The sequence below is a fragment of the Vibrio sp. Vb0304 genome (genome assembly GCF_033338995.1).
In the GTDB taxonomy this organism is placed as follows: Bacteria; Pseudomonadota; Gammaproteobacteria; order Enterobacterales; family Vibrionaceae; genus Vibrio; species Vibrio alginolyticus.
Genome location: NZ_JAWOTT010000026.1, coordinates 1 through 22,880 on the forward strand (window position 1 = coordinate 1; position 22,880 = coordinate 22,880).

18 protein-coding genes and 1 pseudogene are annotated in these 22,880 nt (G+C 45.5%); 12 read left to right on the forward strand and 7 right to left on the reverse strand.

The annotated features are described in order from the left end of the window. The 4 genes and pseudogenes from R7P35_RS20555 to R7P35_RS20570 all read left to right on the forward strand — a co-directional run. A pseudogene (locus R7P35_RS20555) lies at positions 1–71 on the forward strand (elongation factor Tu); the annotation flags it as partial. A gap of 331 nt (positions 72–402) precedes the next feature. Further along, entirely contained in the window at positions 403–591 is a 189-nt protein-coding gene (locus tag R7P35_RS20560; RefSeq protein ID WP_005381360.1) for a (2Fe-2S)-binding protein, read from the forward strand. A 93-nt stretch (positions 592–684) separates the two neighbouring features. Next, positions 685–1,161, forward strand: a complete 477-nt coding sequence (gene bfr / locus R7P35_RS20565) for a bacterioferritin (protein WP_005381359.1) — start codon at positions 685–687, stop codon at positions 1,159–1,161. Positions 1,162–1,367: 206 nt separating this feature from the next. Then, a complete protein-coding gene (locus tag R7P35_RS20570; RefSeq protein ID WP_005381358.1) occupies positions 1,368–2,645 on the forward strand; it encodes a malic enzyme-like NAD(P)-binding protein in 1,278 nt (425 codons plus the stop codon). Between the two features lie 112 nt (positions 2,646–2,757). Here R7P35_RS20570 and metJ read toward each other — a convergent pair whose 3' ends face one another. After that, positions 2,758–3,078: a met regulon transcriptional regulator MetJ gene (metJ, locus tag R7P35_RS20575; RefSeq protein ID WP_005381353.1), complete on the reverse strand. Its 321-nt coding sequence runs from the start codon at positions 3,076–3,078 to the stop codon at positions 2,758–2,760. Positions 3,079–3,303: 225 nt separating this feature from the next. Between metJ and R7P35_RS20580 the strand changes: the two genes are divergently transcribed. The 3 genes from R7P35_RS20580 (at position 3,304) to metF (ending at position 8,053) form a co-directional block, all read left to right on the forward strand. Next, positions 3,304–4,464 carry an O-succinylhomoserine (thiol)-lyase gene (locus R7P35_RS20580; protein ID WP_213905062.1) on the forward strand — a complete coding sequence of 387 codons (1,161 nt, stop codon included), beginning with the start codon at positions 3,304–3,306 and terminating at the stop codon, positions 4,462–4,464. Positions 4,465–4,479: 15 nt separating this feature from the next. Further along, positions 4,480–6,888: a bifunctional aspartate kinase/homoserine dehydrogenase II gene (locus R7P35_RS20585; RefSeq protein WP_017633523.1), complete on the forward strand. Its 2,409-nt coding sequence runs from the start codon at positions 4,480–4,482 to the stop codon at positions 6,886–6,888. Between the two features lie 262 nt (positions 6,889–7,150). After that, positions 7,151–8,053, forward strand: a complete 903-nt coding sequence (gene metF, locus R7P35_RS20590) for a methylenetetrahydrofolate reductase (RefSeq protein ID WP_005381345.1) — start codon at positions 7,151–7,153, stop codon at positions 8,051–8,053. Positions 8,054–8,123: 70 nt separating this feature from the next. On the opposite strand, the gene R7P35_RS20595 is transcribed toward metF, so the two are convergent. From R7P35_RS20595 to argE, 3 genes are all read right to left on the reverse strand, one after another. Beyond that, a complete protein-coding gene (locus R7P35_RS20595; protein WP_005382791.1) occupies positions 8,124–8,663 on the reverse strand; it encodes a PadR family transcriptional regulator in 540 nt (179 codons plus the stop codon). Positions 8,664–9,088: 425 nt separating this feature from the next. Next, entirely contained in the window at positions 9,089–11,722 is a 2,634-nt protein-coding gene (gene ppc / locus R7P35_RS20600; RefSeq protein WP_005381336.1) for a phosphoenolpyruvate carboxylase, read from the reverse strand. A 272-nt stretch (positions 11,723–11,994) separates the two neighbouring features. After that, positions 11,995–13,131 (reverse strand): acetylornithine deacetylase, encoded by a 1,137-nt coding sequence (gene argE / locus R7P35_RS20605; RefSeq protein ID WP_005381335.1) that lies wholly within the window; start codon positions 13,129–13,131, stop codon positions 11,995–11,997. Between the two features lie 144 nt (positions 13,132–13,275). On the opposite strand from argE, the gene argC reads away from it, so the two are divergent. The 4 genes from argC (at position 13,276) to argH (ending at position 18,509) form a co-directional block, all read left to right on the forward strand. Further along, entirely contained in the window at positions 13,276–14,280 is a 1,005-nt protein-coding gene (argC, locus tag R7P35_RS20610) for an N-acetyl-gamma-glutamyl-phosphate reductase (protein WP_053350729.1), read from the forward strand. Positions 14,281–14,301: 21 nt separating this feature from the next. Then, the gene (gene argB, locus R7P35_RS20615) at positions 14,302–15,093 is read left to right on the forward strand and encodes an acetylglutamate kinase (RefSeq protein WP_005381333.1); all 792 of its coding nucleotides are present in this window, start codon (positions 14,302–14,304) and stop codon (positions 15,091–15,093) included. Between the two features lie 84 nt (positions 15,094–15,177). Beyond that, positions 15,178–16,392, forward strand: a complete 1,215-nt coding sequence (locus R7P35_RS20620; protein WP_005381332.1) for an argininosuccinate synthase — start codon at positions 15,178–15,180, stop codon at positions 16,390–16,392. 242 nt (positions 16,393–16,634) lie between these two features. After that, positions 16,635–18,509 carry an argininosuccinate lyase gene (gene argH / locus R7P35_RS20625; protein WP_170897639.1) on the forward strand — a complete coding sequence of 625 codons (1,875 nt, stop codon included), beginning with the start codon at positions 16,635–16,637 and terminating at the stop codon, positions 18,507–18,509. A gap of 194 nt (positions 18,510–18,703) precedes the next feature. Here the strand turns inward: argH and R7P35_RS20630 are convergent, their stop codons facing one another. From R7P35_RS20630 to R7P35_RS20640, 3 genes are all read right to left on the reverse strand, one after another. Then, positions 18,704–18,985 carry a DUF3624 domain-containing protein gene (locus R7P35_RS20630; protein WP_025768083.1) on the reverse strand — a complete coding sequence of 94 codons (282 nt, stop codon included), beginning with the start codon at positions 18,983–18,985 and terminating at the stop codon, positions 18,704–18,706. A gap of 373 nt (positions 18,986–19,358) precedes the next feature. Further along, entirely contained in the window at positions 19,359–20,831 is a 1,473-nt protein-coding gene (locus R7P35_RS20635) for a dihydrolipoyl dehydrogenase (RefSeq protein ID WP_054702247.1), read from the reverse strand. 191 nt (positions 20,832–21,022) lie between these two features. Beyond that, positions 21,023–21,751 carry a redoxin family protein gene (locus R7P35_RS20640; protein ID WP_005382781.1) on the reverse strand — a complete coding sequence of 243 codons (729 nt, stop codon included), beginning with the start codon at positions 21,749–21,751 and terminating at the stop codon, positions 21,023–21,025. Between the two features lie 169 nt (positions 21,752–21,920). On the opposite strand from R7P35_RS20640, the gene oxyR reads away from it, so the two are divergent. Next, the gene (gene oxyR / locus R7P35_RS20645; RefSeq protein ID WP_005381326.1) at positions 21,921–22,832 is read left to right on the forward strand and encodes a DNA-binding transcriptional regulator OxyR; all 912 of its coding nucleotides are present in this window, start codon (positions 21,921–21,923) and stop codon (positions 22,830–22,832) included. Positions 22,833–22,880: the final 48 nt, after the last annotated feature.

A 22,880-nucleotide genomic window follows, 5' to 3' on the forward strand; every position in this document is an offset into this window, starting at 1 on the left:
GTCTACGTTTCGCGATCCGTGAAGGTGGCCGTACAGTAGGTGCTGGTGTTGTTGCTAAGATCTTCGACTAATTCATAACGAATTAAACGAAATCTTGCACTGTTCTTCTTTTTGAAGAAAGCGCATCGAAAAGGGAAGCTTAGGCTTCCCTTTTTCATTTCTAGATTACATTTAGTTATAAGTGTTGAAATAAAAGACGTCACTTTTTCGATTTAAAAACAGAGTTTTACCGGCTTTGTTTCTTAACGCTTTTACTCACCCCTCTTAACCCTTTGATCTTTTCCTGCAGCGGTAAAATCGTTATAACCAAATATTCTGAGCGGACACCATAATGCGACTGGTAACAAGAACTATTCTTGTTTATATTGTTTGTCACAGATTAGTTTTATAGGTTTTTTGAGTATGTACGTTTGTCTTTGCCATGGTGTCTCCGACAAAAAAATTAGGAAGTTGGCGATAGATGAAGGCGTAACAGATATTAAAGGAATCAAAAAGTGCACGGCATTGGGCAGCCAATGTGGTAAGTGCATCAGACAGGCCAAGGAAATTTTAGCGGAAACTAGTTACACGGAATTTAAACAAGCCAGCTAATTGCTGTAAGTATGCAGTAATTATTTGCCTTACATTTTGACACCTTCTCATTTGCTTCTACATTTAAATGAAGCCAAAGAGGAGGGTTTTGTCATGAAAGGCGATCCAATCATCATTCAACATCTCAATAAAGTGCTCGGTAACGAGCTCGTCGCTATTAATCAGTATTTTCTTCACGCCCGAATGTATAAAGACTGGGGCTTAAAGCACCTAGCAGACAAGGAATATCACGAATCTATCGATGAGATGAAGCATGCCGATCATCTAATTGAGCGTATTTTGTTCCTTGAAGGCCTACCGAACCTACAAGATTTAGGTAAGTTGATGATTGGTGAAGATACCAAGGAAATGCTCGAGTGTGACTTAAAGCTTGAAATGGCGGCTATTCCAGATTTAAAAGATGCGATTGCCTACGCTGAAGACATTCGAGATTATGTGTCTCGAGATCTCTTCCAAGATATTCTTGAAGATGAAGAGGAACATGTTGATTGGCTAGAGACTCAACTTGGCTTGATTGAAATGTCTGGTATTGAGAATTATCTCCAAGCGCAATACGTGGACGAAGAGTAACGATACTTTCTGAGTTTGCATACTCCAATAATAGTAAGAAGAAAGAGCACCTGACTCGAAAATCGGGTGCTTAACCCCGTTATCTGGTCTAATCTCTTTTATTATCGGCTTTTTAAGGATATTGCTCGCAATCTTGCCTATGAAGTTTGATTTCTATCCGATAGAATTTATGCCCCCTTACCTAAAAATAAAAAAGAGAAACGTCCATGTCTGAAGACAACCACCAAGCAGCCACTCCAGAAGAAGAACATCGCCAAAAAGCATTGGATTACCATGCTTATCCAACTCCAGGAAAGATTGCTGTCGAACTGACAAAGCCTGCGGAAACGGCGGGTGATCTTGCCCTTGCATATAGCCCTGGTGTTGCAGAGCCAGTGCGTGAAATCGCACAAAACCCGGATAACGTGTACAAGTACACTGCAAAAGGGAACATGGTTGCTGTTATTTCTAACGGTACCGCTATTCTAGGTCTAGGTAACCTAGGTCCACTTGCATCTAAGCCAGTGATGGAAGGTAAAGCGTTACTGTTTAAGCGTTTTGCAGGTCTTGACTCTATTGATATTGAAGTTAAGCACCGCACGATCGATGAATTTGTTGATACTGTTGCGAGCATTGCAGACACTTTTGGCGGTATCAACCTTGAAGATATTAAAGCACCAGACTGTTTTGAGATTGAAAAGCGTCTGATTGAACGTTGTGATGTACCAGTATTCCACGATGATCAACATGGTACTGCTATTGTAACGGCAGCGGGTATGCTGAATGCAATCGAACTTCAAGGTAAGAAACTTGAAGATTCAACAATTGTTTGTCTTGGCGCTGGTGCTGCCGCTGTAGCGTGTATGGAGCTTCTGATCAAATGCGGCGCAATGCGCGAAAAAATCTACATGCTAGATCGCAAAGGTGTGATTCACACTCGTCGTGATGATCTTAATGAATATAAGCAGCTATTTGCGAACAATACAGATAAGCGCACACTAGAAGACGTGATTGAAGGTGCAGATCTGTTCCTAGGTGTATCTGGTCCAAACCTATTGCCAGCGGAAGCGTTGAAGTTGATGGCAGATAAGCCAATCGTATTCGCATGTTCTAACCCGGATCCTGAAATCAAGCCGGAACTTGCTCACGCAGTTCGTGATGACTTGATCATGGGTACTGGCCGTAGTGATTATCCTAACCAAGTTAACAACGTATTGTGTTTCCCATTCATTTTCCGCGGTGCTCTTGATGTGCGTGCAAGTGAAATCAATGATGAAATGAAACTTGCAGCCGTTGAGGCGATTCGTGAGCTAGCAAAAGAGCCTGTACCTGAAGCCGTATTGAAGGCTGCAGGTGTTGATAAGCTAGAGTTTGGTGCGGACTATATTATTCCAAAACCAATGGATTCACGTTTGCTACCACGTGTTGCAAAAGCGGTCGCTCAGGCGGCGGTTAATTCAGGTGTAGCTCGTATCGAGATGCCTGAAAACTACATGGCAGAGTAATATATCTTTCAGATGTGATACACAAAAATGGGACGCTATTGCGTCCCATTTTTTATGTCATTCATTTGGCTCGAGGCAAGAGTTATTACCTGAAACCTCTTATCAGGCTTTTTTATTCTTCGTCGAATGACTCAAATTCGATGCCCATTTCCGTCATCAGCGCTTTTACTTCTGTTGGAATATCATCAGGACGGTCTTTACGAAGGTCTTCATCTGTCGGAAGTGGCTGACCTGTGTACGCGTGCAAAAATGCCTCGCATAGCAATTCGCTATTGGTTGCATGGCGTAAGTTATTGATCTGACGGCGAGTACGCTCATCAGTTAGCACCTTTAAAACTTTTAGCGGGATAGAGACGGTAATTTTTTTTACTTGTTCGCTTTTTTTGCCGTGCTCTGCATATGGGCTAATGTATTCGCCATTCCAGTCAGCCATTGCACACCTTCATTTATGTAATCGGTTAAAAATAATTTAGGTGCTGATTTTAGCTGCATTTACCGCCATAAGCAAAGACATATAGACGTCTAGAAGTGTTGACGTCTCATTTTTTGACGAGTAAAGTGAACATAACAGCAAAGGAAGCGTGTTGATCACTTTATGTTACTCATTAGATATAGCGCATTCCTATTTAGAAGTCATTACCCGTGAAAGGATACACCCATGAGCACTCGCAAACTTGCGACCATTGCAGTACGCACTGGTATTGAATCAGACAGCCAATATCATGCTGTCGTTCCACCTATTTATCTTTCCACTAACTATGGTTTTCCTGCTTTTGGTGAAGTGCCCAAGTATGATTACACACGATCTGGTAATCCAAACCGCGGACTGTTGGAAAGTGCGCTATCTGAACTTGAGTCTGGAAAAGGAGCGGTTGTTACTAACTGCGGTACGTCGGCATTAAATTTATGGGTTTCCGCTTTTCTCGGCCCAGATGATCTCATTATTGCTCCTCACGATTGTTATGGTGGTACCTATCGTCTTTTTAATACCCGAGCTAACAAAGGCGATTTTAAGGTTCAGTTTGTCGATCAATCAGACGAACAGGCTTTAGATGCTGCATTGGCACAAAAACCAAAACTCATTTTGCTAGAAACTCCGTCAAACCCTCTGGTTCGCGTAGTGGATATTGCAGCTACTTGTGAAAAAGCGAAACAAATCGGCGCGTTAGTTGCGGTGGACAATACCTTTTTGACACCCGTGTACCAAAAACCTTTAGAGCTAGGTGCGGATTTTGTTATCCACTCCACAACAAAGTACATCAACGGTCATTCGGACGTAATTGGTGGAGTAATCATCACCAACACAGAAGCGCATGCAGAAGAGCTTGCATGGTGGGGCAATTGTATTGGTGCAACGGGCACACCTTTCGATAGTTATATGACGCTGCGAGGTATTCGTACGCTTGGTGCTCGTATGCGAGTACATGAGGAGAGCTCACAGCAGGTACTGGCTTACCTACAGAAACAAGCGTTAGTTAAAACTATCTATCATCCAAGCCTGCCGGAACATCCAGGTCACGACATTGCTAAAAAGCAGCAAACGGGCTTTGGCTCTATGTTGAGTTTTGAGTTTGCTGGTTCGTTTGAGCAGTTAAAGGTGTTTGTGAAAGAGCTCCAACTGTTTTCATTAGCTGAATCATTAGGTGGTGTAGAAAGTTTAATTTGCCACCCGGCATCCATGACGCACCGTGCAATGGGTGAGGAGGCGCTGGCGGAGGCTGGGGTCTCTCATCAACTATTGCGTTTGTCTGTCGGTTTGGAAGATGCACAAGACCTCATCACAGATTTAGAACAAGCGTTCGCTAAAGCTACCCAGTAATAGGAGACGATAACAATGACTGTACAACGTCAGCTGCATAAGTTTGGTGGCAGTAGCTTAGCAAACCCAGAATGCTACTTACGCGTTGTGGGTATTCTCAAGGAGTATTCGACAGAAAATGATCTGGTGGTCGTCTCTGCTGCAGGAAAAACCACTAACCGCTTGATTGAGTTTTTGGAAGGGTTAAATAAAGATGGCCGAATTGCGCATGAAGCGCTTCAAAGCTTGAGACAGTTCCAAACTGAGCTAATAGAAAGCTTGTTGGAGAGTGAAGCAAAAGAAGAGCTGTTAGCTTTATTACATGATGAGTTCAGTACTCTCTCGGAGCTGACTGCACCACTCACTAATGCGCAAAAAGCCGCGGTACTGGGGCACGGAGAAGTATGGTCTGCTCGCCTATTGGCCGCGTTATTATCTCAACGTTCTATCCCTGCGGTTGCACAAGATGCACGAGCGTTTTTACGTGCAGAAGCGGGAACTCAACCAGAGGTTGATCGCGCTCGTTCATACCCTTTAATTAAAGAGATCCTCGCGCAGCATAACCATAAACGTGTGGTAATTACTGGCTTTATGGCTCAGAACGAGGCAGGAGAAACCATCCTACTTGGTCGTAACGGCTCTGACTATTCTGCAACGGTCATAGGCGCGCTTGCTGAAGTCAGTACTGTCACTATTTGGAGTGATGTTGCTGGTGTCTATAGTGCTGATCCACGTTTGGTGTCTGACGCTTGTTTATTACCGTTACTTCGATTGGATGAAGCCAGTGAACTTGCTCGCTTAGCTGCCCCAGTGCTACACAGTCGTACGCTTCAGCCTGTGGCGCAAAGTACCATGGACCTTAATCTCAAGTGTAGCTATCTGCCAGAGTCGGGTTCTACTCGTATTGAGCGTGTATTGGCATCTGGTCGTGGCGCTAAAATTATTACTTCACTGGATGATGTTTTATTGGTGCAGTTGTCTTTCATGCATGGGCACGACTTCGAAAAAACACAGAGTGATGTATTACAAGCGTTGCAGCGCGCGCAATTAGAGCCACTGGCATTTGAAGCTCAATCCGATCAGCACACGCTACGCTTGGCTTACACCGCAGAAATCGCCGGTGGTGCATTGAAACACTTGCAAGAGCTTGCGGTAGAGGCAGAAATTAAGCTAAAAGAAGGTTACTCGCTCTTAGCTGCGGTAGGTGCAGGCGTTACGAAAAACGCCAATCATTGCTTTGGCTTTTATCAGAAGCTAAAGCACTCTCCGGTAGAATTTATCTCTGAAACAGACTCAGGGCTGAGCCTAGTCGCTGTTTTGCGCCGTACTGATACCGAGGCGTTGGTTCAAACGATTCATAGCCAGTTGTTCCAAGCGCAAAAACGCGTGGCAGTGGCTTTATGTGGCAAGGGTAATATTGGTTCTAGTTGGTTAAATTTATTTGCGACGCAAAAAAGTGAGCTCGAAAAACGTCATGGTATGAGCTTTGATCTTGTCGCGGTTGTGGATAGCCAAACCTATTGGTTCGATGAGCAAGGTATTGAGGCGGCGAGTGTTGCTGAACGATTTGATGATGAAAGCATAGCCAACAATGGGGATTGGCTGGCACGTTTGGGAGCGCTTAAAAGCTATGATGAAGCCGTCGTGCTTGATGTTACCGCGAGTAAAGAGTTAGCTCAGCGCTACGTAGAAATCGCACAGCAAGGCATTCATTTGATTTCCGCTAACAAAGTGGCCGGTTCCGCAGATAGTCAGTACTACCATCAGGTTCAAGATGCATTCGCTAAAATTGGTCGTCATTGGCTATACAACGCAACGGTTGGTGCTGGGTTACCGATAAACCATACCGTGCGAGATCTTCGTGAAAGTGGGGATGAAATCGTCGCTCTATCGGGTATTTTCTCGGGGACGCTATCATGGCTGTTCCAACAGTTTGATGGTTCTGTGCCATTTAATGATTTAGTCGATCTTGCTTGGCAGCAAGGGTTAACCGAACCTGACCCTCGTTCTGATTTAGATGGCTCCGATGTAATGCGTAAGTTAGTCATCTTGGCTCGAGAGTCGGGCCTAGATATAGAACCAGACAGCGTTAAAGTTGAGTCTTTGGTGCCAGAAGAATTAAGAGAACTGAGCTTAGATGATTTCTTCGATAATGGAGCGTTGTTGAGTGAAATACTTCAAGAGCGTCTGACAAAAGCACAGAGAAACGATCAAGTGCTTCGCTATGTGGCGCGTTTAGAAAAAAATGGTAAAGCAACGGTGGGAGTCGAAGCGTTATCTCGTGAGCACGCGCTCGCCAACTTATTGCCATGCGATAACATTTTTGCCATAGAGAGCAAGTGGTACAAAGATAACCCTCTGGTCATTCGAGGACCAGGCGCAGGCAGAGAAGTGACAGCCGGCGCTATTCAATCCGACCTCAACCGATTGGCTGGTTTATTTTAAAGTTGCGATTGACCTAAAAACCCTGGAATTAATCCAGGGTTTTTTATTCCCCTATCAGTGCCATACTGAAGTCATAACCCGTGCAAAATGGCGAGATGATGCTCAAGTAGAAACTTGAACTATCTTCATTATTAACTTGAGAAAAATTCATAATTACAAGGTTGACATTAAATCGTATTCAATACATTCTGTAGACATATAGACGTCTAAACGTCGATTTTAAGGATTTGTTTTCGTGGCGGAGTGCCGCAGGGAGAGTAAGATGGGATATACGCACGCAGGCCATATCGACGCCTTGAACCAGAATATTGCTGAGTTATCAGATAACATCAATGTATCGTTTGAGTTTTTTCCGCCAAGCAGCGCTAAGATGGAAGAAACACTTTGGAATTCAGTACACCGTCTTAAAACGCTTCAACCTAAATTTGTTTCTGTGACTTACGGTGCGAACTCCGGCGAGCGTGACAGAACACACTCCATCATTAAAGAAATTAAAGCCACAACCGGATTGGTTGCCGCTCCCCATCTCACTTGTATTGATGCGACTCGTGAAGAGTTGATTAATATTGCCGATGATTATTGGAACAATGGTATTGAAAATATCGTCGCTCTGCGTGGTGATATTCCTCCAGGTGGCGGTGCGCCTGATATGTATGCCTCGGATTTGGTTGAGCTGCTGAAATCACGCCACGATTTCGATATCTCCGTTGCTGCATTCCCTGAGGTTCACCCTGAAGCTAAAAGCGCACAGTCTGACTTATTGAACCTAAAACGTAAGGTAGATGCAGGTGCAAACCGTGCTATTACTCAGTTCTTTTTTGACGTTGAGTCTTACCTGCGATTCCGTGACCGTTGTGTCGCAGCAGGAATTGACGTAGAAATTGTGCCAGGAATTTTGCCTGTATCGAACTTTAAGCAAGCGTCTCGCTTTGCGGCACAGAACAACGTGAAAGTACCAGGATGGATGAGCAAACAATTCGATGGCTTGGATGATGATCCGGTGACTCGCCAGCTTGTAGGAGCTAGCCAAGCTATTGATATGGTGCGTGTACTGAGTCGTGAAGGGGTTAAGGATTTTCACTTCTACACACTAAACCGTGCAGAGATGACTTACGCGTTATGCCATACGTTGGGTGTTCGTCCTCGCGCAGTAGTTGGTGCGTAAACCTAGTTTCAAAAAGATAAAAGGCTTGCCAAGTGGCAAGCCTTTTTCGCTTTATCAAAGCAAAAGGAGTTTAACCAATCACTTCAAGTTCAGTTAGAACTTCTTCTGCCCAAGTGATCCAAGTTTCACGTAACAGAAGGTTACGGCGAAGCGTTAGACGTTCTAGGCGAGCTTGTTTATCTAAAGTTGACGGCGTTGCGTAGTAAGCCGCTTCAATTTCTTTGTAGTGAGAAACCAGTTTGCGAGACTCTTCAACTAGCTCGGCGAGTTGGTCACGGAATGGAGCTGCAGGTTGAACGGCACATGCCATCAATTTCGCTGAAAACTCATCACGAACTGTTGGGTGTGCAGTTGGTTGATCAAACCACTCTCCTAAAGCGCTGCGACCAGCGTCTGTAATGGAGTAAACCTTGCGGTCTGGTTTGCCTTCTTGGGGTTCTAATACGCAAGTAACCAGTTCTTTCTCAGCCATTTTGTTGAGTTCACGGTACACCTGTTGGTGGCTTGCTTTCCAGAAGTAACCGATGCTAGCAGAGAATTCTTTAGTGATATCGTAACCGGTTGCGTCGCGAGTGCTAAGAACAGTTAAGATTACGTGTGGTAATGACATGTCTTCAATCCAAATGGTCAATAAACTTGTAAACAAGCTACTTATACTTTCAGCTGCGCTCTTACTGGCACTTGAGTTTTTTAATGTATAAGTAGCACCAACAATGTTGGTCCTGTCACCTTAAAGCCGTTTATCACCTAGAGAGATGGGGAGTCCCATCAAGGCTGGAGCAGGTATGATTGGATTTATGAGCTCTCAGCAGGCAAGTAGTATATAAATAATAAGCATGAAGTGGAATAGTAGGACAAAATTACCCTAAAAAACTAACATAATAATCAATAGTGTTAACTTGTGGTTTTTTATTCTTTTGTTTTGGTATTTTTTGGGTCTATTATGGTTTATTTGACTGCTTTTGTTTTGGTGCGATTATCCTGTGATAATAAAAAGCTGAGCATATGCCCAGCTTTTTATTAAAAATGAAACGATTAGCCTGTGTTGCGCATACCAGCAGCAATACCAGCAATCGTCACCATCAACGCTTCTTCCAAGTTTGCAGAGGCTTCTTCGGTTTGACGCGTGCGGTATAGCAGCTCTGCTTGTAGCATATTCAATGGCTCAACGTAGATATTGCGTAAGCGAATCGACTCGAGTCCCCAAGGGTCATGCTGCATCAAGTTTTCATTGTTCTCTACATTCAGTACCGCTTTGATGTCTTCTTGAAGCTGAGCACGAAGTTTTTCACCGAGTGGACGGAGCGACTCATCCACCAATCGCTCATCGTAGTAGCGAGAGATATCAATATTACACTTCGAGTACACCATTTCCAGCATGCCGAGACGAGTTGAGAAAAATGGCCATTCGCGGCACATCTCTTCGAGCAATGCTTGGTGGCCTTTATCGATCGAGTATTGAATCGCTTCACCTGCGCCTAGCCATGCAGGAAGTACCAAACGGTTTTGACTCCATGAGAAGATCCACGGGATTGCACGTAAGCTTTCTACTCCGCCCTTAGGGTTGCGTTTTGCAGGACGAGAACCAAGTGGCAACTTGCCGAGTTCGAGTTCTGGTGTTGCTTGGCGGAAGTAAGGCACGAAATCTGGCTCGCCACGAACCACATTTCGGTAAGACTCACAGCTTACTTCTGATAGCACTTCCATCAAGTCGCGCCATTCTTGTTTTGGCTCTGGTGGCGGTAACAAGTTGGCCTCCAGAATCGCACTTGCGTATAGGTTAAAGCTGTTTACTGCGACATCTGGGAGCCCCAGTTTAAAGCGGATCATCTCGCCTTGTTCTGTTACACGTAAACCGCCTTTCAAGCTTTTTGGTGGTTGCGACAAAAGCGCAGCATGCGCAGGTGCACCACCGCGACCGACTGTGCCCCCACGACCATGGAATAGAGTTAGCTCAACGCCTTCTTCCTCAGCCACTTTAACTAACGATTCCATCGCATGATACTGAGCCCAGCCAGCAGACATAACACCTGCATCTTTCGCTGAGTCAGAGTAACCAATCATGACCATCTGGTGGTTTTGGATAAAACCACGGTAAAGGTCAATCCCCATAAGCTGCTTGATGACCGATTCTGCGTTGTTCAAATCGTCTAGCGTTTCGAACAGAGGACACACATCCATGCGGTAAGGGCAACCCGCTTCTTGTAGCAGTAGATGAACGGCTAGTACGTCAGAGGCGGTACGTGCCATTGAAATAACGTAAGCGCCAAACGCTTCACGCGGTTGTGCTGCAACAATCTTGCAGGTATCCAAAACCTCTTTGACGGGTTCAGACGGTTCCCAATCACGAGGGAGAAGCGGACGTTTAGATGCCAGCTCGTTAGTTAGAAAAGCAATCTTATCTTGCTCACTCCATTGTTCGTAATCACCAATACCTAAGTAGCGAGTCAGTTCAGACAAGACGTCTGAGTGACGCGTGCTCTCTTGGCGGATATCAAGACGTACAAGATGGATACCAAATGCTTTTACGCGGCGTAGTGTATCCAGTAGTGAGCCGTTGGCTATTACACCCATGCCACATTCGTTTAGTGACTGGTAGCAGGCATACAACGGTTCCCAAAGTTGCTCGACTTTTTGCAGTGGTGCTTTAACGGCCAGTTTTTGACCGTGGATCTTAGCATCGAGAATATCTTTGGTTTCATTGAGCAGAGTGCGTAATTGCTTCAGGATCGCACGGTATGGTTCGTGCTGATCTTCGCCAGCAAGCTCACGGACTTGATCGTTTGAAACTGTCATAGACAGCTCGCTGATCAACTCGTTGATGTCATTGAGATAAAGATCGGCGGCTTTCCAACGAGACAAAAGTAAGACTTCACGCGTAACGTTGTGAGTAACAAACGGGTTACCGTCACGGTCACCGCCCATCCAAGAGGAAAAGTGCACTGGGCGAGCATCAATGGGTAAACCTTCTCCAAGGTAAGATTTTAGACGGTCATTCATCTCACGTAGGAAGTCCGGTACTGCTTCCCATAGCGAGTTTTCAACGACCGCAAAGCCCCACTTTGCTTCATCCAACGGAGTTGGGCGTTGTTGTCGAATCACGTCTGAATGCCAGCCTTGGGCAATCAGTTGCTCTAGGCGGCGTTCGGTTTTTCTGCGCTCTTTAGAAGAAAGATCACTTAGCTCCAACTTTGATAAGCACTCGTTTATCTTGACCAGTTTGTTGATCATCGTGCGGCGCGTAATTTCTGTTGGGTGAGCCGTCAATACCAATTCAATATTTAGATCACGAACCGCTTGGGCAGTGTCCAGTTTGCTCACATCGTTTTGTACCAGTTTAGAAAACAGCGAGTTAATCGCGTCTGGTTCGCAAATGTGCTCTTCACAATGGCGTGAAATCGTGTGGTATTGCTCAGCGATATTGGTGAGGTTTAGAAATTGGTTAAACGCGCGAGTAACGGGCGTTAGCTGCTCATCAGGTAGATGTTTGATTTCTTCGATCAAGCTGTCCCTGTCTGCTTGATTCCCTGCTTGAGCTGATTTGGATAATTTACGAATGGTTTCCACTTTCTCGAAGATTTCTTCGCCATGGGCATCGCGAATGGTGTTACCCAATAAGTGGCCTAACATGCGCACATTACTTTTGAGTGCGGCGTATTTCTCGTTCATTGTCGTCCTGCCTCGTAAAAAAACTACATCCATTGTCCTTGTTAAGACTCCAATCTAGCGAAAAGCACCAGTTATAGTCAAATAAAGCAGACTAAGTTTGCAATTATTCCGCTGTCTCCTGATTTAGAGCAAATTTACGGCAGCCATAGAGTAAGAAGTGAAAATTAATTACAAAATAACAAGTTAAATAAGTGTTAAGACTAGCGCTAAATTGTGAAGATAAAAAGATGCAGCTCAATCGAGCTGCACAGACTTTTGAGCTTAAACGCGTATTAACAGCAGTACTTGACCATCGCCTTTGAAAGCACATCAATTGTGGGGTCGATAAAGTCGAAGGATAGAAACTCATCCGGTTGGTGGGCTTGGTCGATTGACCCAGGGCCGAGCACCAAGGTTGGACACAACTGCTGTAGAAATGGTGCTTCAGTACAGTAGTTCACGGTTTCTGAACTGGTTTGGCAGATCTCTTCAACACCACCAATAAATGGGTGGTCATGTTGGCATTCGTAACCTGGAATAGGCTCATGCAATGGAATAATCTCCAGTCTCCCAGGCCATTTCGCTTCGACTTCTTTTAATGCTCCGCGCAACATGTTCTCTAAACCATCAAGACTAATGCCGGGAAGAGGACGCACGTCGTAATGCAGTTCGCAGCAACCACAAATACGGTTAGCGCTGTCACCACCATGAATGTGTCCAAGATTTAGGGTTGGGCTTGGAATGGCAAAACCCGGATGGTGATATTCTTTAATCAATTTGTCACGCAGTTGCATCATGGCGAACATGACTTCATGCATGATCTCAATAGCGTTAACGCCAAGCGCTGGGTCCGATGAGTGACCGGACTTGCCTGTTACGCGAATGGCATTTGCCACATGCCCTTTATGACCTCGAATTGGTACAAGGCTGGTGGGTTCACCAATGATGCAGTAATCCGGCTTAAATGGGGCGTTTGCTGTGAAATGTCGCGCGCCCAACATGGTGGTCTCTTCGTCACAAGTGGCTAATACGTAAAGTGGTTTGCTCTGCTTGCTCCAATCGACTTTCTTCACTGCTTCATAAATAAAGGCGAAAAAGCCTTTCATGTCTGCTGTGCCTAAACCGTAGAAGCGGTTGTCTTTTTCCGTCAGTTTATGCGGATCAAAATTCCATCGCCCTTGATCGAATGGCACGGTATCACTATGGCCAGCAAGTAAAAGGCCACCTTCTCCCTCTCCCATACGTGCGATCATATTGTGCTTGCCTGGCTCGACTTCGATCACTTCAACGCTAAAACCCAGATCTTTAAACCAAGATGCGAGTTTTTCGATGACTTTTGCATTGCCCTGATCCCAGCTCGGATCCGTGGAGCTGATAGAAGAGGTGCTGATGAGTCCTTCATAGACCTCTAGAAAAGTTGGTAATTGCATGGATTCTTCAAATCTCCTGTTGACAGACAGACCACAAAAATGTAAAACACATATTAAATCATATTTAATGAATAAAAAATCAAAATAAAGCAAAAATTAAATATGAATAGTCATTTGAGCCTTTAAGTATATGGATGTCACACAATGCTAAAAACCACGATTATTGGAGCCAGCGGTTACACCGGCGCAGAGTTAGCGTTAATGGTTAATAAACACCCACAACTCACGCTATCAGGTTTATACGTTTCCGCCAACAGTGTTGATGCGGGAAAGAGCATCGCGCAGCTACACGGTAAGCTAGCGGGCATCATTGATATGCCAGTTTTACCACTAACGGATCCACTGCAAATCGCTCAAGAATCGGACGTGGTGTTTTTGGCAACGGCTCACGAAGTCAGCCATGATTTAGCCCCAACTTTCTTGGAGACAGGCTGTCAGGTATTCGATTTATCGGGTGCATTCCGTGTGAAAAGTGAAGGCTTTTACGACACTTTTTATGGCTTCGCACATCAACATAACAACTGGTTAGATAAAGCAGCATACGGCTTAGCAGAGTGGAACCAAGAATCAATAAAAACCACTCCTTTGATTGCAGTAGCAGGTTGCTACCCAACCGCTTCACAGCTTGCAATCAAACCTTTATTAGAACATGCGTTGCTTGATACCAACCAATGGCCAGTGATCAACGCAACCAGTGGTGTATCTGGTGCAGGGCGTAAAGCCTCCATGGTTAACAGCTTCTGTGAAGTGAGCTTGCAACCTTATGGTGTATTTAACCATCGTCACCAGCCAGAGATTGCTCAGCACTTGGGTTGCGATGTGATTTTTACTCCGCACCTCGGCAACTTTAAACGCGGCATTCTTGCCACTATCACCATGAAGCTTGCGCAAGGTGTGACAGAAGCACAAGTGGCACAGGCGTTTGAACAAGCTTATCAAGGCAAGCCTGCGGTGCGTCTTAAAGGCGACGGTATTCCACGTATTCAGGATGTCGAAAATACCCCTTTCTGCGATATCGGCTGGAAGGTACAAGGCGAACACATCATTGTGATTTCAGCTATCGACAACCTACTTAAAGGTGCATCGAGTCAAGCGATGCAATGTCTCAATATTCATTACGGTTACCCAGAACTGACAGCGTTGCTGTAGTCGTTGAAAGAGGGAAATGCGATGACGCAAACCAATCAAGCTCCTTTAGTCATTAAGCTAGGTGGTGCAGCTCTATCATGCACTCAAACCTTAAGCCAACTGTTTGGTGCCATTGCGGCTTACCAAAAATCGGCACAGCGACAAATCGCCATCGTTCATGGCGGTGGCTACCTAGTTGATGAGTTGATGGCAAAGCTTCAGCTTGAAACCGTAAAGAAAAACGGTTTACGCGTAACGCCTTACGATCAAATTCCTGTGATTGCAGGCGCGCTTGCAGGCACTGCGAATAAGTTACTTCAAGGTCAAGCGATTGCGGACGGTCTTAACGCTGTGGGCCTTAGCCTTGCGGATGGTGGTTTGTGTCTTGTTGAAGAACTTGACCCAGAACTCGGCGCGGTAGGCAAAGCATCACCGGGTGACTCAGCACTATTACAAGCGGTGCTAAACACAGGTGCACTGCCGATCATCAGTTCAATTGGTTTAACCAAAGATGGCCAGATGATGAATGTGAATGCTGATCAAGCAGCAGTCGCGGTTGCGGGCGCATTAGATGCGGAGTTAGTCCTGTTATCAGACGTGAGTGGTGTATTAGATGGAAAAGGCCATTTGATCAAAACCCTGTCAGAGCAGCAAGCTAACTCGTTGATCGATGGACATGTGATCACCGATGGCATGATCGTCAAAGTTAAAGCCGCTTTGGAGGCCGCCAATGATCTTGGCCGTCCAATTGAAGTCGCGACCTGGCGTTACCCAGAAAAATTAGCACAGTTATTCGCTGGTGAAAGTATTGGTACTCAATTCTTGCCTCAATAAGCATCAGCAAAAGAATTCAATATTAGGAAGTCGTAGTTGGCACTGACCGCCGAGCGCAGCGCCAGTTAAGTTTGGAGAAAAAACATGAGCAAAGTGAACGTAAATAAAGTGGTAGTCGCATACTCAGGCGGTCTAGATACTTCAGTAATTATCCCGTGGCTAAAAGAGAACTACGACTGTGAAGTAGTGGCTTTCGTTGCCGATGTTGGTCAAGGTGCCGAAGAGCTAGAAGGCATTGAAGCGAAAGCAAAAGCCTCTGGTGCTTCTGAGTGCTACATCGCTGACTTGAAAGAAGAAATGGTCGCAGACTACATTTACCCAACGCTAAAAACCGGCGCGTACTACGAAGGTAAGTACCTGCTAGGTACATCAATGGCGCGTCCAATCATTGCCAAAGCGCAGGTTGAAGTGGCACGTAAAGTGGGCGCGGACGCTCTGTGTCATGGCTGTACAGGTAAAGGTAACGACCAAGTACGTTTTGAAGGCGCATTCGCAGCACTAGCACCGGACTTACAAGTGATTGCACCTTGGCGTGAGTGGGACCTAGTGAGCCGTGAAGAGTGTTTGGATTACCTAGCTGAGCGTAATATTCCTTGCTCTGCGTCTCTTACTAAGATCTATTCACGTGATGCAAACGCATGGCACATTTCGACGGAAGGCGGCGTTTTAGAAGATACGTGGAACGCACCAAACGAAGACTGCTGGGTGTGGACTGTCGACCCAGAGCAAGCGCCAAATGAAGCGGAATACGTCACGCTGAAAGTAGAAAAAGGTGAAGTGGTCGAAGTTGATGGTGAAGTGATGACACCATATAACGCACTGGTTTACCTAAACGAGAAGGGCGCTAAGCACGGTGTTGGCCGTATCGATATCGTGGAAAACCGTCTTGTTGGGATGAAGTCTCGTGGTTGTTATGAAACACCGGGAGGCACCATCATGATGGAAGCGCTGCGTGCTGTAGAGCAGCTTGTGCTAGACAAATCATCATTCGAATTCCGTGAGGAGCTAGGTCTAAAAGCGTCTCACCTTGTATACGATGGCCGTTGGTTTACGCCACTATGTAAATCGATCCTTGCCGCTTCAGAAGAGCTAGCGCAAGACGTTAACGGTGAAGTGGTTGTTAAGCTCTACAAAGGTCAAGCGACAGTGACGCAAAAACGTTCTGACAACAGCTTGTATTCAGAAGAGTTCGCGACTTTTGGTGAAGATGAAGTGTACGACCAAAGCCATGCAGGTGGTTTCATCCGTCTTTACTCGCTATCAAGCCGTATTCGTGCATTGAACAGCCAGAAGAAATAATCCCTTAACATCCATCTTGGATTGAATAAAGACCCGCCATTTATAGGCGGGTCTTTTGGTTTCTAAAAGCGGGTATCTAAAGTTGGTTTGAATATATATGTAAAAATATTGAATTTATACTTTATTTTTTGTCGAAATTGCCGTAACGTTGACCCATAAGAAAAAGTGAGCAAATGACCATCAAATTGGTTACTACTCATTCGAGAACGTTAAAGTAAGCAATAGTCATCAGGAGAGACGCAATGGCATTATGGGGCGGAAGATTTACCCAAGCGGCAGATACCAGATTTAAAGAGTTCAATGATTCGTTGCGTTTTGACTACCGATTAGCTGAGCAAGACATCGTAGGTTCAATCGCATGGTCTAAAGCTCTGCTTTCTGTTGATGTGCTATCGGCAGAAGAACAGCAAAAACTGGAACTTGCTTTAAATGAGCTGAAGTTAGAAGTGATGGAAGACCCTCACCAAATTCTTCGCTCTGATGCAGAAGATATCCACTCTTGGGTTGAACAGCAGCTAATCAGTAAAGTGGGAGATTTAGGTAAAAAACTCCACACTGGGCGTTCTCGGAATGACCAAGTCGCCACAGACTTGAAACTTTGGTGTCGTCAGCAAGGTCAGCAATTATTGATTGCTTTAGATCGCCTACAAGCACAAATGGTCCATGTTGCTAAACAGCACCAAGGCACCGTATTGCCAGGCTATACTCATCTTCAGCGTGCTCAACCTGTAACCTTTGCTCACTGGTGCTTGGCTTATGTTGAAATGTTCGAGCGTGACTACTCTCGTCTGAATGATGCCTTACAGCGTCTCGACACTTGTCCACTTGGCTCGGGTGCGTTAGCGGGAACGGCTTATCCGATTGATCGCGAACAATTAGCACATAATCTCGGTTTCCTCCGTGCTACGCGTAATTCACTCGATTCGGTTTCAGATCGTGATCATGTGATGGAGCTGATGTCGGTGGCTTCGATTTCTATGCTGCACCTTTCTCGTCTTGCAGAAGATATGATCTTCTACAATTCAGGCGAGTCAAACTTCATTGAGTTAGCGGATACGGTGACATCTGGTTCGTCATTAATGCCACAGAAGAAAAACCCAGATGCACTTGAGTTGATCCGTGGTAAGACAGGGCGTGTCTATGGCGCATTATCGAGCATGATGATGACAGTTAAAGCCTTGCCATTGGCGTACAACAAAGACATGCAGGAAGATAAAGAAGGGTTGTTTGACGCTTTAGATACATGGAACGACTGCATGGAAATGGCAGCTCTGTGTTTTGACGGTATTAAAGTGAATGGCGAGCGCACACTAGAAGCGGCGAAACAAGGTTACGCAAACTCGACGGAGTTAGCTGATTACCTAGTTGCGAAAGGCATCCCATTCCGTGAAGCTCACCACATCGTCGGTGTCGCGGTCGTTGGTGCTATTGCTAAAGGTTGTGCGTTAGAAGAACTGTCCCTCGAAGAGTTAAAAGCCTTCTCAGAAGTCATTGAAGCGGATGTGTATGACATTCTGACTATCGATTCGTGTTTGGAAAAGCGTTGTGCTTTGGGTGGTGTTTCGCCTCACCAGGTCGCTTACGCGGTAGAACAAGCGGATAAGCGCCTGAGCCAGCGTGACAGCTCGGCGGTGAAAGTGCGTCCTGCACGTTTGACGGACATTGAAACGTTGGAAGGTATGGTTGCTTACTGGGCGAACCTTGGTGAGAATCTTCCGCGCTCTCGTAATGAGCTCGTGAGAGATATTGGCTCTTTCGCGGTGGCTGAGCATCATGGTGAAGTGACGGGTTGCGCTTCTCTATATGTGTATGACTCAGGGTTGGCTGAAATACGCTCTCTTGGTATCGAAGCGGGCTGGCAAGGCCAAGGGCAGGGCAGTGCGATTGTGAACTATTTGGTTGAGAAAGCGCGCCAGATGGCGATCAAGAAAGTCTTTGTTCTAACGCGAACGCCTGAGTTCTTTATGAAGCAAAGCTTTTTACCGACATCGAAGTCATTACTGCCGGAGAAAGTTCTGAAAGATTGCGATCAGTGCCCACGTCAACATGCATGTGATGAGGTAGCGCTTGAGATCAATTTAATGGAGCAAGTGATCCAAAAAACGCATGTGGCATGAACTGAAGTTGTGGAGTGATTTTATTAGCATTCAATGACATAGTCATTTTCCTGTTTACTTACATCAGTATTCGCTAAAAAAATCGAAAAAATTTGGAACCTTTGAGAGGAAGCCCGGTCTATTAAAGTACCACTGCTTTTTCTTAGAAGAATCTAAGAGAGCCCCAGAACTGACATTGGTTTTGGGGCTTTTTTCTATCTGTCACTTTTCTCTTTTTTATTGGCCTTTTTTTGTCCCTTTCGACGTTGCCAAGGCAAGATGACAAAACGCATCCATAAGTGTAGAAACAACAAAACGTTGAAAGCGAAGCCGGCAAAGATCAAAGCGATCGACTCGATGCTTTGTGGATCATCTTTGAGCGTAAACCACCACACAATCCAACACAGTACAGAAAGTACCGTCAATTGATCCAAGCATCGTTGGCAACGTCCAAGTTTTTTCCAAAACCAATGTTCTTCGCAGCGGCGACAAGTCATAGTGTTTTCCAAACCATTAGTGTTGCTTCAGATTATATATCTAACTATATGGTGGAAAGCGTTTCTTGTACCGGACTTAGAGCGCTATGACACAACCAAAAATGGAAAGTTAGCTTTGTAAAAGCTTTGTGGCACGTAATTGATGTATGGTGCTCTGTCAGTCTTTAACAGGAAATATAATGATGTCGACAGAGTTGAAACTTGCGCTGAGTATCGCTGGTGGGTTCTTTATGATCGGTGTTGTCGCGATTTGTATGGTCAGTCGCTATGCAATGATGGCAGCGTAAGAGAGATTTCATTGCGCCAAAGTAGTAAAGCAAAGCCTCGTTGATGACGAGGCTTTGCTTTATATTTAGATAGAAGCCTGAAAGCGTTAGCAGCCTGGGCCGCAGTCAAGACAATGTTTCACCATTTCTGGCCCTAAGTGTAGTTTTGCATTCAAATCACGTAGAGCAGTGCGGACGCCTTCTTCAATCACTGGGTGATAGAAGGGCATATCTAACATCTCAGAAATCGTCATCCTATTTTGGTGCGCCCACGCTAAAAGGTGCGCAAGATGCTCTGCATTCGGGCCCATCATTTCTGCACCTAAAAAACGTCCAGTGCCTTGCTCTCCGTAGACATGCAGAATACCTTTATTACGAAGCATGACGCGCGAACGTCCTTGATTTTCAAACGAGACTTCACCGGTTGCGAAACATCCACATGTGCCTAGACGTGTTTCTAGTTGTTTATATGTTTCGCCAACCATAGCAATTTGAGGGTCGGAGAACACGGCTGAAATTGGTGAGCGACGCAGACCCGCACGAATATCTGGGAAACGGCCTGCGTTGTCTCCAGCAATACGGCCTTGGTCAGCGGCTTCGTGCAGCAGTGGAATTTGGTTACTTGCATCACCTGCAATGAAGATGCTCTCTACCGAAGTTTGCAATGTATAGTGATCCGCCGTTGGTACGCCACGTTCATCGAGAGCCACATTGGTGTTCTCGATCGCCAGCTTATCGACGTTTGGACGACGACCCGTTGCGGCCAATACGTAATCGACAACGAAAGTTTCTAATTCACCATCATGGTTGATGAATTGGATTTCGACCTTGTCTTCGCCGTCATTGTCTGATGAAGCAATGCGTTTCATGCTTTCGACTTTTACATCTGCATCAAGGTAGAACTCTTCCTTAAAGGCTTTATCTGCATACGCCATCACCTCTGGGTCTGTCAGTGGGCCCACTTGTCCTCCAAGGCCAAAGAGCTTCACGTTCACCCCTAGGCGGTGTAAAGCCTGACCCAATTCAAGACCGATGACTCCTGGGCCAAATACTGCCACGGACTCTGGTAAGTCATCCCAGTCAAATACATCATCGTTAATCACTAGGCGATCACCCAGTTCATTCCAAGCTGCCGGATATGCTGGACGAGATCCTGTCGCAATAACAATGCGCTGTGCGGTGACCTGAGTATGATCATCTATGATGAGAGTGTGGTCATCGGCAAACTTCGCGTAGCCCGATAGTTTGTCTTCAGCGGGAATATCATCGACACTTTCAAGCACAAAGCCAACAAAACGATCGCGTTCGCGCTTTACACGATCCATAACTTCTTGTCCGTTAATTCGTACTTCACCTTGCGGGTGTATCCCAAATCCAGGTGCTTTTTCGATTTGATGAACACTTTCTGCTGCCGCAATTAACAGCTTAGACGGCATGCATCCGACACGAGCACAGGTTGTTCCGTAGGGACCGCCCTCAATCATTACCACGCTGTTGGTATGAGCTTTTGCTGCTCGATAAGCACCAAGACCAGCCGTACCGCCACCAATAATCGCTACGTCGACATTTACTTGTTTCATCGTGAACTCTCGCTTTTGTTTTAAGCCAAGCTAGCTACATTGAGCTTGGAGAGTGAATTGGATAGTTGAATCTGGATAAGTAGTCACCTTATTGGCAGATGACTACTTATCTAGACTAGTAGAAGAAGTGGTTTAGGGTTGGCCTCCGAGCCAAAAGGCACCGGAGACCGAGGGTGTAGGCTATGGACAGCTTAGCCTAGATACGCTTCTAGCTCTTCGCTACCGCCTATATGCTTGCCACCGATAAAGACTTGTGGAACAGTCGTGCGACCAGATATAGCTCGTAGACTAACTGTTGTTGCGTCTTTACCCAGAATCACTTCTTCATATTGAAGACCGTGGTCAATCAGATTTTGTTTCGCTTTCATACAGAAAGGGCAGCCTGGTTTAGTGAACACCGTGATGGATTCTTGCGTTTTGTAGTCAGGCGCTATGTAGTTCAGCATCGTATCTGCGTCTGACACCTTGAATGGGTCGCCTGGTTCGTTTGGCTCAATGAACATTTTTTCCACTACGCCATCTTTTACTAGCATGCTGTAACGCCATGAACGTTTGCCAAAGCCGATGTCGTTTTTATCCACTAACATACCCATGCCATCGGTGAATTCACCATTACCATCCGGGATGAAGGTAATGTTTTCTGCTTCTTGGTCTTGTTTCCATGCATTCATCACGAACGTATCATTGACCGAGACACAAATAATCTCATCCACTCCGTGCTCTTTAAATACAGGGAACAATTCGTTGTAACGAGGTAGATGGCTTGATGAACAGGTTGGAGTAAATGCACCCGGTAAGCTAAATACGATAACGGTCTTACCTTTAAATAGCTCATCGGTCGTTACATTCACCCAAGAATCACCTTGACGAACTGGAAAAGTAACTTGAGGGACTTGTTGACCTTCTTTAGATACAAACATAATGATTTCCTTTAACTATTTTAAATTATGCGTATAGAGCTTAGCGTTTTTCGTCGCTCTGTTTCGTTTTGTTGAGCCCATTATTGTAAAAATCCTTTGATAGCTCTAATCGTTTGGTGTTATGGTTTTGATAGGTATTAGCTATTGTTAAAGAAGCGAAGCGTGAATTATGAATATTCGAGATTTTGAGTACTTAGTTGCACTTGCGGAACATAAGCACTTTCGCAAAGCGGCAGAGGCATGTTTTGTTAGCCAGCCAACATTGAGTGGGCAAATTCGTAAACTAGAGGATGAACTCGGGACCACGCTTTTAGAGCGAAGCAGCCGACGTGTTTTGTTTACCGATTCAGGGTTACAGCTGGTGGAGCAGGCTAAACGCATCTTAAGTGAAGTGAAAACCTTCAGAGATATGGCAAGTGGTCAAAGCGGAGCCATGACTGGACCGATGCATATTGGTTTCATCCCGACGGTTGGGCCTTATCTACTACCCAAAATTCTGCCGCAGATAAAAGAAGCATTTCCTGAGTTGGAACTATTTCTGCACGAAGCTCAAACACATCAATTAGTGCGTCAATTGGAAGAAGGCAAACTAGATTGCTTAGTTTTAGCTTCGGTTGATGAAACTGCGCCATTTAAAGAGATCGAAGTGTATCAAGAGCCATTAAGTGTCGCAGTGCCATGTGACCACGAGTGGGCCTCTCTCGACCATGTTGATATGTTGGAGCTGAATGGTAAAACCGTTTTAGCGTTGGGAGACGGCCACTGTCTGCGAGATCAAGCGTTAGGTTTTTGTTTTGCCGCTGGTGCAAAAGACGATGAGCGTTTTAAAGCCACCAGCTTGGAGACGTTACGCAACATGGTTGCTGCCGGTGCGGGGATTACGTTATTGCCTCAGCTTTCTATCCCTAATGAGAAGCAAAAAGATGGCGTATGCTACGTACCAGCTGTTAACCCAACCCCCTCGCGTAATATCGTTCTCGTATACCGTCCGGGCTCACCATTACGAGCTAGGTTTGAAGCTTTAGCAGCGAAGATTAAAGAGGTGTTGGCTTCTTATCCATCATTGAATGCTGCAGCATAAGAAGCAGACATAAAAAAGGGAGAGCTTGATGCTCTCCCTTGTGCTTTT